Annotated in this window: 10 protein-coding genes; 7 read left to right on the top strand and 3 right to left on the bottom strand. The window is 57.1% G+C overall.

Features of this window, described 5'->3' with window-relative positions; all coding sequences use genetic code 11:
• Positions 1–44 precede the first annotated feature (44 nt).
• Positions 45–1,397 (bottom strand): molecular chaperone, encoded by a 1,353-nt coding sequence (gene yegD / locus IM300_RS21400; protein ID WP_193038274.1) that lies wholly within the window; start codon positions 1,395–1,397, stop codon positions 45–47.
• Positions 1,398–1,528: 131 nt separating this feature from the next.
• Between yegD and alkA the strand changes: the two genes are divergently transcribed.
• Positions 1,529–2,401 carry a DNA-3-methyladenine glycosylase 2 gene (gene alkA, locus IM300_RS21405; protein ID WP_193038276.1) on the top strand — a complete coding sequence of 291 codons (873 nt, stop codon included), beginning with the start codon at positions 1,529–1,531 and terminating at the stop codon, positions 2,399–2,401.
• Here the strand turns inward: alkA and IM300_RS21410 are convergent.
• A complete protein-coding gene (locus IM300_RS21410) occupies positions 2,366–5,695 on the bottom strand; it encodes a diguanylate cyclase (RefSeq protein WP_193038277.1) in 3,330 nt (1,109 codons plus the stop codon). The genes alkA and IM300_RS21410 overlap by 36 nt on opposite strands.
• A gap of 342 nt (positions 5,696–6,037) precedes the next feature.
• Between IM300_RS21410 and udk the strand changes: the two genes are divergently transcribed.
• The 3 genes from udk to asmA all read left to right on the top strand — a co-directional run bounded on the left by udk (position 6,038) and on the right by asmA (position 9,226).
• Positions 6,038–6,679 carry a uridine kinase gene (gene udk / locus IM300_RS21415; RefSeq protein WP_000130320.1) on the top strand — a complete coding sequence of 214 codons (642 nt, stop codon included), beginning with the start codon at positions 6,038–6,040 and terminating at the stop codon, positions 6,677–6,679.
• A gap of 91 nt (positions 6,680–6,770) precedes the next feature.
• The gene (gene dcd, locus IM300_RS21420; protein WP_006811250.1) at positions 6,771–7,352 is read left to right on the top strand and encodes a dCTP deaminase; all 582 of its coding nucleotides are present in this window, start codon (positions 6,771–6,773) and stop codon (positions 7,350–7,352) included.
• 23 nt (positions 7,353–7,375) lie between these two features.
• Entirely contained in the window at positions 7,376–9,226 is a 1,851-nt protein-coding gene (asmA, locus tag IM300_RS21425) for an outer membrane assembly protein AsmA (protein WP_064910356.1), read from the top strand.
• A gap of 90 nt (positions 9,227–9,316) precedes the next feature.
• Here asmA and IM300_RS21430 read toward each other — a convergent pair whose 3' ends face one another.
• Complete coding sequence (locus tag IM300_RS21430; protein ID WP_063868350.1) at positions 9,317–10,900, bottom strand: TerC family protein; 1,584 nt, start codon at positions 10,898–10,900, stop codon at positions 9,317–9,319.
• Positions 10,901–11,593: 693 nt separating this feature from the next.
• Here IM300_RS21430 and IM300_RS21435 point away from each other — a divergent pair.
• The 3 genes from IM300_RS21435 to wzc are packed head-to-tail and all read left to right on the top strand — an operon-like array spanning position 11,594 to position 15,345.
• Positions 11,594–12,730 carry a polysaccharide export protein gene (locus tag IM300_RS21435; RefSeq protein WP_022648641.1) on the top strand — a complete coding sequence of 379 codons (1,137 nt, stop codon included), beginning with the start codon at positions 11,594–11,596 and terminating at the stop codon, positions 12,728–12,730.
• A gap of 6 nt (positions 12,731–12,736) precedes the next feature.
• Positions 12,737–13,180, top strand: a complete 444-nt coding sequence (gene wzb / locus IM300_RS21440; protein WP_193038278.1) for a low molecular weight protein-tyrosine-phosphatase Wzb — start codon at positions 12,737–12,739, stop codon at positions 13,178–13,180.
• Positions 13,181–13,182: 2 nt separating this feature from the next.
• Positions 13,183–15,345 carry a tyrosine-protein kinase Wzc gene (wzc, locus tag IM300_RS21445; protein WP_063868351.1) on the top strand — a complete coding sequence of 721 codons (2,163 nt, stop codon included), beginning with the start codon at positions 13,183–13,185 and terminating at the stop codon, positions 15,343–15,345.
• Positions 15,346–15,374 lie beyond the last annotated feature (29 nt).

Below are 15,374 nucleotides of genomic sequence, written 5' to 3' on the forward strand. Positions count from 1 at the left end.
CCACCGTAGGCCGGGTAAGCGCAGCGCCACCCGGCACAACCGCATTAGCTAAACACCACCTGCGCCCAGCGCGCCAGCCCTGCCGTAACGGAGCCAAAGTCATCGCCGCCGGCAATGGGGATCCCCGGCAGCTGTTCCGCCAGCGCCTTCTTGATCAGCGGTGAACGGGCGCTACCGCCGGTCAGGTAAATCACGTCCGGTTTCTCTTTGCCGTTCTCCAGCGCCAGCTGTACCTGCTCCAGAATACGCTGTAGCGGCTGGGCCAGCGCCAGTTCCAGCCCTTCCCGGGTAATGGTCGTTGCCAGATTGTCGCTAATAAACGGCAATGAAACGGCCTGCTCCGGACGATCGGAAAGGGCAATTTTGCTCTCTTCGGCGGTGCGCACGACCCGGTAGCTCAGGCGCTGGCGCCACACTTTATAGAGCAGGGCGACCTTCCCGGCATCCTGTGCGTCGCGCACCAGATCGTTGAGGTAACGGCCATTCGCGGTGCTGTAAAAATCACTCTGCGCAGGGACGTCGTTGATGGCAATCGCGTTCCACCACGGCAGGATCGGCAGGGCGATGCCTTTCTCGGTTTGTCCGCCCATGCCGAGCAGCGGCATCAGGCTCTTGAACGCCAGGGCGATATCCAGATCGTTACCGCCGACGCGGCAGCCGCTGTGCCCCAGCAGGCTGTTTTCACGATCGCGACGGTGATGCCATTGCGGCCCCATCAGCAGCAACGAACAGTCCGTCGTACCGCCGCCGATGTCCACTACCAGCACCCGCTTCTCTTCCGTCAGCGTGGCTTCAAAATCCAGCCCCGCCGCAACCGGCTCATACTGGAACACCACGTCGCTAAAGCCCGCCCGGTGCGCCGCACGCTCGAGGATCCCCTGCGCCTGCTGGTTGGCTTCATCACCGCCCAGCCCCTGGAAGTTGATCGGGCGACCAATCACCGCCTGGGTGATGGTCTCCGGCACCTGCGACTGCGCCTTATTGCGGATATGCAGCATCATCGCGCAGACCAGATCTTCAAACATCGCCACCTGCTGCGGCTTCAGGCCGCTGGCGCCGAGGAAGGATTTAGGCGATTTAACGAAGTAAACCTCTTCCGGATCGTCAATGTACTGCCCGAGCGAAGAGAGGCCGAACTGCACGCTGGAAGGGGTAACGTCGATATCTTCCTCGCGGTTAAAACTGACCGCACGGCGCAGCAGCGCCTGCGATTCTGCCGCCGTGGCCGGAACCTGATGATGGCGGAACAGCCACTCGCTTACCGCTTCACGCGTGGGCGCACAGAGCATTGACGGCAACAGCGTACTGCCGTTTTCCATTTTCAGGAGCTGCGGTTGTCCGTTTTGCATTATCGCAACCGAGCAGTTTGCGGTGCCGTAGTCGAATCCAATAAACACAATAAATCCCCATGCCGGTGAGAAGGGGCGAGACTTTAGCGAAATGTCTGCCAGGCGACAACAGGAATATGAAAGCAAGGCGCAACGCTATCTTTCGGTTTATGCTGAGATAAATAAAAAAAGGAGAGACGATGTACACCCTGAACTGGCAACCGCCCTACGACTGGCAGTGGATGTTTGGCTTTCTTGCCGCGCGTGCGGTCACCGGGGTAGAGACCGTCACGGAGGTTTACTACGAGCGCAGTTTTGGCTATGCAGGGCAGCAGGGCGTTTTTCGTGTTACGCCGGACAGCGCAACCCATACGCTGGCGGTGTCGCTCAGCCCTGGCCTGATCCCGGTGGCGGACATCTGTCTAGACCGCATTGCCCGCCTGTTCGATCTTGATTGCGATCCGCAGCAAATTGCGCAGACGCTGGGCGATCTCGGCGCGGCGCGTCCGGGGTTACGTTTGCCGGGGGCGATGGATGCATACGAACAGGGCGTGCGCGCCATTCTCGGGCAGCTGGTGAGCGTGGCGATGGCGGCAAAACTGGCGTCGCGGGTGGTGGCGCTGTGCGGTAAACCCATCGAGGACGCGCCGGGCTACCTCTGCTTTCCTCCGCCAGAAGCGCTGGCCGCGGCAGATCCGCTGGCATTAAAAGCCCTCGGGATGCCGCTCAGGCGTGCGGAGTCGCTGATTCATCTGGCGCAGTCGGTGGTGGACGGGGAATTCCCGCTGTTCCCGCCTGCGGACGTGGAGGCTGGGATGAAGGCGCTACAGCAGCGGCCCGGCATCGGACGCTGGACCGCTAACTATCTGGCCCTGCGCGGCTGGCAGGCAAAGGACGTTTTCCTGCCGGATGATTATCTGATTAAGCAGCGTTTTGCCGGCATGACGCCCGCGCAGATCCGTCGCTATGCCGAGCGCTGGCAGCCGTGGCGCTCGTACGCGCTATTACATATCTGGTACACCGACGGCTGGTCGCCGTCAGTTGATGGCGAAATAGCTGGTATTCAGCAGTAAATCGAGCGGCTGCGCTTCCCCGATGGTATCGCCGTAAATAAAGTCAACGCCGATGCCCGACAGCGTATCCATCATGATCGACTGGTGGCACGGCCCGGCAATGGTTTTTAGTCCCAGACGCCGGGCGTGGCCCTGAATGATGGTCACCATCATCTCGTCCATCAGATTGCCGTGGACGTTGGTCACCACGTCTGCATCCAGCAGCAGATAATCAGCGGTGGTGGCGCTGAGCTGACTGAAGACGTTCATGTCGCGTCCGACGTGGGTCAGCACCACGCGGCAGCCGGCATGACGAAGCTTTTGCAGACCCTGCTGCACGTTTTCATCCGTGTTGTTCAGCACATCGACGGCGATCGCCAGATGCAGCAGCCGCGCCGGCAGCGGGCCTTTGGTAATCAGGTCGAGCAGTTCATCCACCAGCGTGACGCTGGCTAACCCCGCCTCTGAGAGCGGCAGCGCCACGCCCATACCTTTGGCCGCCACCTGTGCGGCATAGGTACGGAAAAACTCGCTGAATATCCGACGGTCGAGGGCGTGCAGCAGCTCCGCCTCTCCGAGCCCGGCGCGGAAGGCATGCTCTTCCAGCACTTCTCCCTGGCTGGTCCACAGCCGCAGAGAAATCAGCCAGAAGCTGCTGCTCTCGGGAATGCGCGGCGAGGCGACGCTGCGGGCGATCATCAGCAGATGATTATCTTTAATCATGTGCCACTGCTCATCCAGCGACATCATGCTGCGCGTGCTGTGGATCCGCTCCTGCTGGGGTTCATAGACGGTGACCACGCCGCGCCCGCTGTTTTTCGAGGCGTAACAGGCAATGTCGGCCTGAGACATCACTTCCGCAGCCTGATAATTGCTGTCGTCAATCAGCGTGATCCCCGCGCTGGCGCCAATGCGGTGCAGGCGTCCTTCCCAGGAAAAATGGTAGCTGTTGATGGCATCAATCAGCCGGCCCGCAATGTAGCGTGCGCTTTCGACGTTGCAGTCCGGCAGCAGCAGGCCAAACTCGTCGCCGCCCAGACGCGCCAGCACGTCGCTGGAGCGCAGCATGGTCAGCATTAGCGAAGAAAGCTCGCGCAGGAGGGCGTCGCCCGCCGCGTGACCTGCCGTATCGTTTACCGCCTTAAAGCGGTCAAGGTCGATAAAGACCAGCGCGTGACGCTGGTGGGTCTCCTGGACCGTCTGCAACAGGCGCTTCAGGTGATTTTCGAAGCTGACGCGGTTCGCCAGGTGGGTGAGGGCATCATGGGAGGCGCTGTAGCTCAGCTGGCGCAGCATTTTGCGTGATTCGGTTACGTCCTGAATCACCAGCACCGAGCCGATAGTATGACCGTCCAGGGTGCTGAGCGGGGTAATGCTGTAATGAATGTCGAAACTGCCGCCGTTCCGGCAGTTAAGCACCACGTCCTGTTCGATATCGGTACGGGACATGTCGCCGCTGTGGATGTTTTCCATTAACGGTCCCTTCTCGCCGAAGGTAATGTGCAGCACCTCCAGTACGGGCTGACCCAGCGCTTCGCTTTGCGACCAGCCGCTCATCTTTTCGGCGACCGGGTTCATAAAGGTGATGTTCATGTCGACGTCGGTGCACAGCACCGCTTCGCCGATGGAGTCGAGGGTGATATGCAGGCGCTCTTTTTCCTGGAACAGCGCCTCGTTCAGCTGCTTCACCTCGGTCATATCCATGTTGATGCCTAACAGCCGCTCCACTTCGCCCTGTTTGTTCAGCACCCGGTTTGCCAGGGAACGAATGTGGCGGATGCCATCCTTGACGCGAATGCGAAATTCCAGCTTGAAGGGGACCCTGGCCTGGAGTGATTCACGCAGCACCCGTTCGGCGTTCGCGCGATCTTCAGGCACGATGGCGTCATGCCAGAGCTGCCAGGAGGGCTTTATGTGCGCAGGGATCTCGTACAGCTCAAACATTCGTTTATCCCAGCTAATCACGTCTGGCTCAAGATCCCACTCCCAGATGCCAATCCCACCGGCTTCGTTAGCGAGGGTGATACGCTCCATCAGGCGCTTATTCACCCACTCGGTCTGCTTCAGGTCGTTGATGTCTTCAATCTGAGCAATAAAGTAGAGCGGCGTACCGTCGGCATGACGCACGACGGAGACGGCCAGCAGCGCCCAGACCACCTCGCCGTTGCGGGTGTAGTAACGTTTTTCGAGGCTGTAGGTGTTAATCTCGCCGTGGATCAGCTGTTCGAGCTGTTCCAGGTCGGTATTTAAATCTTCCGGCCAGGTTAACTGCTGGAACGTGAGCGACTGGAGCTCCGACTGGCTGTAACCGAGGAAATTGCACAGCGCCTTGTTGGCCTGAAGCCACTGGCCCTCAATGCTCACCAGCGCCATGCCTATCGCGGAATATTCCATCGCATTACGAAAACGCGCTTCGCTTTCCGTGATGTGTTTACGCTCGGCCCGGAAGGCATACATCACCATCGTCATAATGTTGGCGGGGAGCAGCATCATCAGGAAGGGGAGCCACGGCGCGTTGAAGGTGACGATCATGCTGGAGGGCGTCATGGAGAGCGGGTTTCGCGCCATCATCAGGGATACCATCATGATGGTGAATAAAAAGATCAGGAACGCTTCCATACGCGGCAGGCGCACCGCGCTCCACATCAAAAGAACGATGATGCAGGTGAACGGCCACGGCAGCCAGGTAATTGCCGTCCAGCTCAGAACCAGCGTAACCACCAGGGTCACCAGCGTTTCCAGCAGCAGTTTTGGGTTGCGATGGCGCAGCAGATAATGCGGCTTAAACAGCAGACCTAACGGCACCAGCGCCAGTGCGCCAATGGATTCTGACAGAACCCAGAAAAGAAAATTACGCAGCGGCTCCGCGCTCGGCACCAGAAAATGCACCAGAATGCCGCCCACCAGCGGCGGCACCACGGCACTGCCGAGGGCGAGTCGGACCCAGTCGTTGAGGTTTTGCAGCGGGTTATACCACGGGAGAAGCTTACGCAGTAACAGCGCGCCGATGGTGGCTTCAATGATATTGATCGCCGTGTAGGTGATGCTGATCGATTCCCATGAGAACAGCATCCACGAGGCGAAAATATTGCCAAAGGAGCAGGCGAGCGCAATGCCGGGCCACATTTTTCCCGCGTGGCGGTAAAACGCCACCATCATGATTGAGGTCGGAAACCATAGTGGCGCCAGCAGCGTACCGAAGCGAGTCAGTTCAAGGGAGAATAAGGTGAAGATGAACGTGACCAGACCCAGACAGACAAGCCGCAGTAAAGGATGTGGGGTAGTGACCAAAACCCGCTGGTATTGTTTATTCATTACCGCTCTATCCAGGGACGCCGTGTTGTCAGGAGCCAGGTCCGGACGCGTAAAAGTAATAATTTGGTTTATGCTAGTACAAACATTTTACAATTCATATGCTGAGTGCTCAGATTTTGACTTCATAGACTTATAAAATAGTGACTCTGCGAAGAAGGGTGTGGAAATGGCGATTAAACGCGCGTAAAAATTTCGCTAAAGGCGAGAAGGGGCGCTTTTCAGCCCGCCTCGCATAACCTGCGCATTCGACTGGTATCACGCCCCCGAAATCCCTATAATTGCCGCGTTTGACGCTCCGGCGTCGTCCTTCCTTACATCCAGGTTAATCAGGTCGCTAAATTTATGACTGATAAGTCTCATCAGTGCGTCATCATAGGCATCGCCGGCGCATCGGCTTCAGGTAAAAGTCTTATTGCCAGTACGCTTTATCGCGAACTGCGTGAACAAGTGGGTGATGAGCATATCGGTGTTATTCCCGAAGACAGCTATTACAAAGATCAATCCCATCTTTCGATGGAAGAGCGCGTAAAAACCAACTACGACCATCCCAGTGCGATGGATCACAGCCTGCTGTTCCAGCATCTGGAAGCGCTGAAGCGCGGCGAGGCGATTGAACTGCCCGTCTACAGCTACGTGGAACATACCCGCACTCAGGAAACGATCCGCATCGAGCCCAAGAAAGTCATTATCCTTGAAGGGATTTTGCTGCTCACCGACGCCCGTCTGCGCGAATCAATGAACTTCTCGATTTTCGTCGACACCCCGCTGGATATCTGCCTGATGCGGCGTATCAAACGCGACGTTAACGAACGCGGCCGCTCCATGGACTCGGTGATGGCGCAGTATCAGAAAACTGTTCGCCCGATGTTCCTGCAATTTATTGAGCCTTCAAAACAATACGCCGATATTATTGTTCCTCGCGGCGGTAAAAACCGTATTGCTATTGACATCTTAAAAGCGAAAATCAGTCAGTTTTTTGAATAAGCCGCGTGAATTGTGTACCGTTCAGAGATAACCTGGTTTTGCCCTGATGCCGTAAAGCTTCAGGGCGCGATGCACGAAAGGAGAAAGTGCCATGCGTCTTTGTGACCGCGATATAGAAGCCTGGCTGGATGAAGGCCGCCTGTCTATCACCCCGCGTCCGCCGGTTGAGCGTATTAACGGCGTGACCGTCGATGTGCGTCTGGGGAATAAATTCCGCACCTTCAGCGGCCACACGGCACCGTTTATCGACCTCAGCGGGCCGAAAGACGAAGTCAGTGCGGCGCTGGATCGCGTCATGAGTGACGAAATCGTCATTGAAGAAGGCGAGGCGTTTTATCTCCATCCTGGCGAACTGGCGCTGGCGGTGACCTTTGAGTCCGTCACGCTGCCGGCGGATCTGGTGGGCTGGCTTGACGGACGCTCTTCCCTGGCGCGTCTGGGTCTGATGGTGCACGTTACCGCGCACCGTATCGATCCGGGCTGGTCTGGCCGTATCGTGCTGGAGTTCTTTAACGCCGGTAAACTGCCGCTGGCGCTTCGCCCGGGAATGATGATTGGTGCGTTGAGCTTCGAACCGCTGACCGGCCCGGCAGACCGTCCTTATAACCGCCGTCAGGACGCAAAATATCGCGACCAGCAGGGTGCGGTTGCCAGTCGTATCGATAAAGACTGATCTGTGAGTTCACTGAGGAAGCCATGAGAAGAGTTCTGACAACGCTGATGATTTTGCTGGTGGTGCTGGTGGCTGGCCTTTCAGCGTTGGTGCTGCTGGTTAACCCGAACGACTTCCGGGCCTATATGGTGCGACAGGTTGAAGCGCGCAGCGGGTATGAACTCAAGCTGGACGGGCCGCTGCGCTGGCACGTCTGGCCTCAGCTCAGCATTCTCTCCGGGCGCATGTCACTTACCGCGCCGGGCGCCGCGCAGCCGCTGGTGACCGCGGATAACATGCGTCTTGATGTCGCGCTCATCCCGCTCTTGTCCCATCAGCTCCAGGTCGAACAGGTGATGCTGAAGGGCGCGGTGATCCAGCTTACGCCACAAACCGAAGCCGTTCGTCAGGCGGATGCCCCGGTCGAACCGCATGAAAACACCTTGCCTGACGTCCCGTCTGACGCTGGCTGGTCGTTCGATATTGGTAGTCTGAAGGTCGCTGACAGCGTGCTGGTTTTCCAGCATGAGGACGACGAGCAGATCACCGTACGCAATATCAACCTCAGGATGGAGCAGGACGCCAGCCATCACGCCACCGTGGAGTTCTCCGGGCGGATCAACCGCAATCAGCGCGATCTCAACCTGTCGATGAACGCGAACGTAAACGCTTCGGACTACCCGCATCAGCTGACGGCGGATATTCAGCAGCTCAACTGGCAGCTGACCGGCGCGGATTTACCCACAAAAGGTATCGCTGGCCAGGGTACGATGCAGGCGGTCTGGCATGAAGAGCGCAAACAGCTGGAACTGAACGCGCTAAACCTCCAGGCGAACGACAGTACTCTTAAAGGACAGGCGAGCGTCACGCTTGATGAAAAACCTAAGTGGGTGCTGGATCTGCAATTCGACAGGCTGAACCTTGAGAATTTGCTTCCTTCGCAAACGGTGAACGCAGCCGATGAGGGGGTCACGCAGGTAGGGCAAAGCCAGGTCACGCAAACGCGTCCGGTGATCTCCTCCAATCTCGATCGGCCTGACTACAACGGCCTGCGAGGCTTTACCGCCGACATCCTGCTGAAAGCGAACAGCGTGCGCTGGCGTGGGATTGATTTTACCGACGTCAGCAGCCAGATGTTCAACCACAATGGCCTGCTGGTTATCTCTGAGCTCAGCGGAAAAATGGGGGCAGGGAATCTCTCCCTGCCGGGCACGCTGGACGTACGCAAAGACGTTGCCAGTGCCGCGTTCCAGCCGCGTCTGGAAAACGTTGAGATTGGCACCATCCTGAAAGCCTTTAACTATCCGATTGCCCTGACGGGGCAGCTGTCGCTGGCGGGGGATTTCTCCGGCACGAAGATCGATGCGGACGCCTTCCGCCGGAGCTGGCAGGGGCGGGCGCACGTTGAGCTGAAAGATTCGCGCATGGAAGGGCTGAACTTCCAGCAGCTGGTGCAGCAGGCGGTAGAGCGCAGCAGCAGCGTGAAGGCAAATGAAAACTACGACAGCGCCACCCGTCTCGACAGCTTTACCAGCGAGCTTGCCCTCGACAACGGTCAGCTCTCGCTCGACGAGATGCAGGGAACCTCGTCTCTGCTGGCGCTGACCGGAAACGGTGCGCTGGATCTGGTGAAAGAGACGGCTGACACCCGCTTCAACGTCCGCGTGAAGGCTGGCTGGGAAGGTGAAGGCCAGCTTGTTGAGTTCCTGAAAGAGACGCCAATACCGCTGCGCGTCTACGGAAAGTGGCAGGCGCTGAACTACAGTTTGCAGGTCGATCAGATCCTGCGTAAGCATCTTCAGGATGAAGCGAAACGTCGGCTGAATGACTGGGCGGACCGCAATAAAGAGTCCCAGTCAGGTAAGGACGTGAAAAAGCTGCTCGATAAGCTCTGATGCCTGTTGTGCCGGGTGGCGGCTTCGCCTTACCCGGCCTACAAAAGCCAGACACCTTAGGCCGGGTAAGCGAAGCGCCACCCGGCTTTTTTACACCTCAAAATCCCTCTCATCGTCACCGCGCAGCGGGATCAGCTGCACCTTCTGCACGCGATGGCTTTCCACTTGCAAGGTTTTAATCATGTAATCCCCCACCTGAACCTCTTCGCCCGGCTGCGGAATACGTTGCAGATATTCCATCAGCAAACCGGCGATGGTGTGGTATTCGCGCTTCTCGTCCAGCGGAAGCGGAACGAACTGCACCAGATCTTCAAGCGGCATGTGGCCGTTAGCGGTCCAGCTGCCGTCGGCGTTTTTCTGAATATCGTGGCGTGCGTCGATCTCATCCACCTCATTTGGCAGATTACCGGCGATGGTTTCCATAACGTCGCTGAGCGTCACCAGCCCTTCCACAGAGCCAAATTCATCCACGACAAACGCGAAGTGGGTACGCGCGTTACGGAACTGCTCCAGCGCGGAGAGCAGCGGCAGCGCTTCCGGGAAGACCAGCGGCTGGCGGACCAGCGCGCGCAGGTTGAGCGGCTCACCGTGAAGCTGCTGTTGCAGCAGGTCGATCACGTGCACCACGCCCAGCAGCTCTTCTTCCTCGTCCCCGCCGGTGACGACCACGCGGGTGTGCTGGTTTTTATCCAGCAGGGCGCGGATCTGCTCTTCCGGCGCCGTCAGATCTATATGCTCAATGTCGTGACGGGAGGTCATGATGCTGCTGACGGAGCGCTGGTTGAGATTGAGCACGCGCTCTATCATCCGGCGCTCCTGCGGGTTGAAGATCTGCCCGTCGCTGTGGTCGGCAAGCATCGCAGCGGACTCGGCGTCCAGCTCGGCATCCTCTTTTCTGCCGCTCAGCAGGCGCATCACAGTATCGGCGGTGCGCTGTCGCAGCGTCTGGTTCGCGGAGAGAAAGCGGCGGCGGTTGAAGATGGCCAGCTGGTTCAGGAACTCTATCAGCACCGAGAAGCCAATTGCGGCGTACAGGTAGCCTTTCGGGATATGGAAGCCGAAGCCATCCGCAACGAGGCTAAAGCCAATCATCAGCAGGAAGCTGAGGCACAGGATCACGATGGTCGGGTGGCTGTTTACAAATCGCGTCAGGGCCTTGCTGGCGAGCACCATCAGGGTGATGGCGATGATCACGGCGGCCATCATCACGGCCAGGTGGTCAACCATCCCGACGGCGGTGATCACCGAGTCGAGAGAGAAGACGGCGTCCAGCACCACGATTTGCGCGACCACCGGCCAGAATTTAGCGCCGCGTCGCTGGGTGGGGTTTTCGCTGTCTTTACCCTCCAGCCGCTCGTTAAGCTCAACGGTGGCCTTGAACAGCAGGAACAGCCCGCCGAAAAGCATGATCAGATCGCGGGCGCTAAAGCTCAGGCTCTGAACGGTGAAGAGGGGTTTGGTCAGCGTGACCAGCCAGGAGATAGAGGCCAGCAGCAGCAGACGCATCACCATGGCGAGCAGAAGGCCCGTCACGCGGGCGCGGTCGCGCTGCGAGGGAGGCAATTTATCCGCAAGGATGGCGATAAACACCAGGTTATCAATCCCGAGCACTAATTCAATGACGACGAGCGTCACCAGCCCGGCCCAGATTGATGGATCGGCAATCCATTCCATAGTAAACGCAATACCTTCTGTTATATGACGAATGTCACACTTCGATCATGGATAAAGCCGACCAAAATTGCAATGCCGGGGTGAGATTTCTCTTAATGCTACAAAGAGGTAAAACCGATTTAGGGCGCGCTGTAAATAAGTTAATTGCGAAGATTTAATTACAATGAACGATATTTAGGATATATCGCAGGAAATGGTTTGGCGCGCAATTTTGTCAATATAAAGAAAATCCGAAAACATCAAAACTTTGCTCTTAATATTAATCTTAAAAACGAATATTAGGACGGTTGTCTCCTTGCCTGCTATTAGGTTAGCTGCAACAATTCTCCCAGCATCAAATGTTAAATTTCCTTGTTGCTATTTTTGTTTCGGTCTTTAGTGAAGGTAATTCATTATCAACCGTGCCTTTGACGTGGTTGATATATTCTACAAAAGGCCATGTTCAGAAGGGTGTCTATCCATAACGCATTGTTTAGTCAGTGTATTGGTAACTGAAAGCCAAGGGCGGTAGCGTGCCTGAAAGCGTGTGAATCAGCCTCAATTATTCTGTCAATAGCCAACAGATGAATAAGCTTACTTTAGGACTGATGCCAGTTATATTGCTAAATGATTAACTGCATTCTGATTGTCACCACGACCCGCGCTTATTTAAATTGCACAGGATAATTACTCTGCCAAAGTGATAAATAATCAATGATGAAATCCAAAATGAAATTGATGCCATTATTGGTGTCTGTGACCTTGATGAGTGGTTGCACGGTCTTTCCCGGCAGCAATATGTCAACAATGGGCAAGGATGTGATTAAGCAGCAGGACGCTGACTTTGATCTCGACAAAATGGTGAATGTTTACCCATTAACCCCACGTCTGGTAGAACAATTGCGCCCGCGTCCAAACGTTGCTCAGCCAAATATGTCGCTGGACCAGGAAATTGCCTCTTACCAGTATCGCGTGGGGCCGGGTGACGTTATTAACGTGACCGTCTGGGATCACCCGGAACTGACCACGCCTGCGGGCCAGTACCGCAGCTCAAGCGACACCGGTAACTGGGTCCAGTCCGATGGCACCATGTTCTATCCGTACATTGGTAAAGTGCACGTTGCGGGCAAAACGCTTGCTGAGATCCGTAGTGATATTACCGGCCGCCTGGCGCAGTACATTGCTGACCCGCAGGTGGACGTTAATATCGCCGCGTTCCGCTCCCAGAAAGCGTATATCTCCGGCCAGGTTAACAAATCCGGCCAGCAGGCTATCACCAACGTACCGCTCACCGTTCTGGACGCAATCAACGCCGCGGGCGGTTTAACCGACGGCGCCGACTGGCGCAACGTGGTGCTGACCCACAACGGCAAAGAGCAGCGCATTTCGCTTCAGGCGCTGATGCAGAACGGCGACCTGACCCAGAACCGCCTGCTTTATCCGGGCGATATTCTTTACGTGCCGCGCAATGACGATCTGAAAGTGTTCGTGATGGGCGAAGTGAAGAAACAGAGCACCCTCAAGATGGACTTCAGCGGTATGACCCTGACCGAAGCGCTGGGCAATGCGGAAGGCATCGATCTGACCGCCTCCAACGCCAGCGGCATCTTCGTGATCCGTCCTATCAAAGGCGAGAACGCGAAGGGCAAAATTGCCAATATCTACCAGCTGGATATGTCCGACGCGACGTCTCTGGTCATGGCAACGTCGTTCCGTCTCCAGCCATACGATGTGGTCTACGTCACCACCGCGCCGGTTGCCCGCTGGAACCGTCTGATCAACCAGTTGCTGCCTACCATCAGTGGCGTTCGCTACATGACGGATACGGCGAGCGACATTCATACCTGGTAAGCCGCGATGTTTAACAAAATTCTGGTGGTGTGCGTGGGGAACATTTGCCGTTCCCCCACGGCTGAAAGGCTGCTGAAGAATTACCAGCCTGCGTTAAAGGTCGACTCCGCAGGGCTTGGCGCGCTGGTTGGAAAAGGTGCCGACGAGCGTGCATCGAGCGTAGCCCTTGAACATAACCTCTCACTCGACGGGCACGTTGCCCGTCAGGTCTCTGGCCGGATGTGCCGGGAATATGACCTGATCCTCGCGATGGAAAAACGCCACATTCACGCGCTGTGCGATATCGCACCGGAGATGCGCGGCAAGGTGATGCTGTTTGGTCACTGGGATGGTGAGCGCGAAATTCCCGATCCGTATCGCAAGAGCCGCGAGGCCTTTGAGGCGGTATACACCTTACTAGACCAGTCTGCCCGCCAGTGGGCGCAGGCACTGAAAGCTCAGCAGGGATAACAATGACAGAAAAAACAAAACCTTCTGCCGCCCCGACGTCGGGCAGTGATGAAATCGATATCGGTCGCCTTGTCGGGACCGTTATTGAAGCGAAATGGTGGGTGCTGGGTATTACCGCCGTTTTTGCCGTGGCGGCGATCGTTTATACGCTGTTCGCGACGCCGATTTACAGCGCCGATGCGCTGGTGCAGATCGAACAAAACACCGGTAACTCACTGGTTCAGGATATCGGCTCGGCGCTGGCCAATAAGCCACCGGCGTCGGAAGCAGAAATTCAGCTGATCCAGTCGCGCCTGGTTCTGGGCAAAACGGTTCACGATTTGGGGCTGGATATTGCGGTCACCAAAAATACCTTCCCGGTGTTTGGCGCAGGCTGGGATCGCCTGATGGGGCGCAGTAACGATACGGTAAAAGTCACCGACTTCGTGATTCCCAAAGGGGCAGGGGACCAAACCTTTACCCTGACCGTGCTGGGACCGAAACAGTATCAACTGACCAGCGACGCGGGCTTGAGCGTGCGCGGTGAGGTGGGACAGATGCTGACCAAAGACGGCGTGAGCATCAGGGTTGGCGCCATCCACGCGCACGAGGGCGGTGAGTTTACGGTCACCAAGTTCTCCACGCTCGGGATGATCAACAATCTGCAAAACAACCTGACCGTTACCGAAAACGGCAAGGACACCGGCGTTCTGAGCATGACCTTCACCGGTGAAGATAAGGATCAAATTCGCGACATCCTGAACAGCATCACCCGCAACTATCTTGAGCAGAATATCGAGCGCAAGTCTGCGGAAGCCGCGAAAAGCCTGGCGTTCCTCAGTAAACAGCTGCCGGAAGTGCGCGCCCGTCTGGACGACGCTGAGAACAAGCTGAACGCGTACCGTCAGGATAAAGACTCCGTCGACCTGCCGCTGGAGGCGAAATCGGTTCTCGACTCCATGGTCAATATCGACGCGCAGCTGAACGAGCTGACCTTCAAAGAGGCGGAAATTTCCAAGCTCTACACCAAGCGTCACCCGGCGTACCGCACGCTGCTGGAGAAACGCCGCACGCTGGAAGAAGAGAAGGCGAAGCTGAATGACCGCGTGACCGCGATGCCGAAGACGCAGCAGGAAATCGTGCGTCTGACGCGTGACGTGGAATCTGGCCAACAGGTGTATATGCAGCTGCTTAACAAACAGCAGGAGCTGAAAATCACCGAAGCCAGCACCGTCGGCGACGTGCGTATTGTTGACCCGGCGATCACCCAGCCGGGCGTGCTGAAGCCGAAGAAGGCGCTGATTATCTTCGGCAGCATTATTCTCGGCCTGATGCTCTCCATCGTCGGCGTGCTGCTGCGTTCCCTGTTCAACCGCGGTATCGAAAGCCCGCAGGTGCTGGAAGAACACGGTATCAGCGTTTACGCCAGCATCCCGCTTTCCGAGTGGCAGAAGTCGCGTGACAACGTCAAAACCGTTAAGGGCGTGAAGCGTTACAAACAGAGCCAGCTGCTGGCCGTGGGTAACCCGACCGACCTGGCGATTGAAGCGGTGCGCAGCCTGCGTACCAGCCTCCACTTCGCCATGATGCAGGCCAAAAACAACGTCCTGATGATGACCGGCGTGAGCCCGTCAATCGGTAAAACCTTCGTCTGCGCCAACCTGGCGGCGGTGGTGAGCCAGACCAACAAGCGCGTGCTGCTGATCGACTGCGATATGCGTAAGGGCTACACCCATGAGCTGCTGGGGACCAACAACGTTAACGGCCTGTCCGAAATCCTGCTCGGGAAAGGGGAAATCAGCGAGAGCGCCAAGCCGACGTCGATTCCGAAATTTGATCTGATCCCGCGCGGTCAGGTGCCGCCGAACCCGTCTGAACTGCTGATGAGCGAGCGCTTCACGCAGCTGATCGAGTGGGCGAGCAAAAACTATGACCTGGTGCTGATCGATACCCCGCCAATTCTGGCCGTCACCGACGCCGCCGTCGTGGGGCGTCATGCGGGCACCACGCTGATGGTTGCACGCTATGCGGTGAACACCCTGAAGGAAGTGGAAACCAGCCTGAGCCGCTTCGAGCAGAACGGCATCGAGGTGAAAGGGGTCATCCTGAACTCTATCTTCCGCCGCGCGACCGGATATCAGGATTACGGCTATTACGAGTACGAATACAAGTCTGACTCTAAATAACAAAACACACCCCACACCCCACACCCCTC

It is taken from the genome of Enterobacter cloacae complex sp. I2, assembly GCF_014896205.1.
In the GTDB taxonomy this organism is placed as follows: Bacteria; Pseudomonadota; Gammaproteobacteria; order Enterobacterales; family Enterobacteriaceae; genus Enterobacter; species Enterobacter quasihormaechei.

Excerpts from the sequence above, each read along its gene's own strand:
- asmA (WP_064910356.1), top strand. The coding sequence starts at position 7,376 with ATGAGAAGAGTTCTGACAACGCTGATGATTTTGCTGGTGGTGCTGGTG.
- dcd (WP_006811250.1), top strand. The coding sequence starts at position 6,771 with ATGCGTCTTTGTGACCGCGATATAGAAGCCTGGCTGGATGAAGGCCGC.
- IM300_RS21410 (WP_193038277.1), bottom strand. The coding sequence starts at position 5,695 with ATGAATAAACAATACCAGCGGGTTTTGGTCACTACCCCACATCCTTTA.
- udk (WP_000130320.1), top strand. The coding sequence starts at position 6,038 with ATGACTGATAAGTCTCATCAGTGCGTCATCATAGGCATCGCCGGCGCA.
- IM300_RS21435 (WP_022648641.1), top strand. The coding sequence starts at position 11,594 with ATGATGAAATCCAAAATGAAATTGATGCCATTATTGGTGTCTGTGACC.
- alkA (WP_193038276.1), top strand. The coding sequence starts at position 1,529 with ATGTACACCCTGAACTGGCAACCGCCCTACGACTGGCAGTGGATGTTT.
- IM300_RS21430 (WP_063868350.1), bottom strand. The coding sequence starts at position 10,900 with ATGGAATGGATTGCCGATCCATCAATCTGGGCCGGGCTGGTGACGCTC.
- wzb (WP_193038278.1), top strand. The coding sequence starts at position 12,737 with ATGTTTAACAAAATTCTGGTGGTGTGCGTGGGGAACATTTGCCGTTCC.
- wzc (WP_063868351.1), top strand. The coding sequence starts at position 13,183 with ATGACAGAAAAAACAAAACCTTCTGCCGCCCCGACGTCGGGCAGTGAT.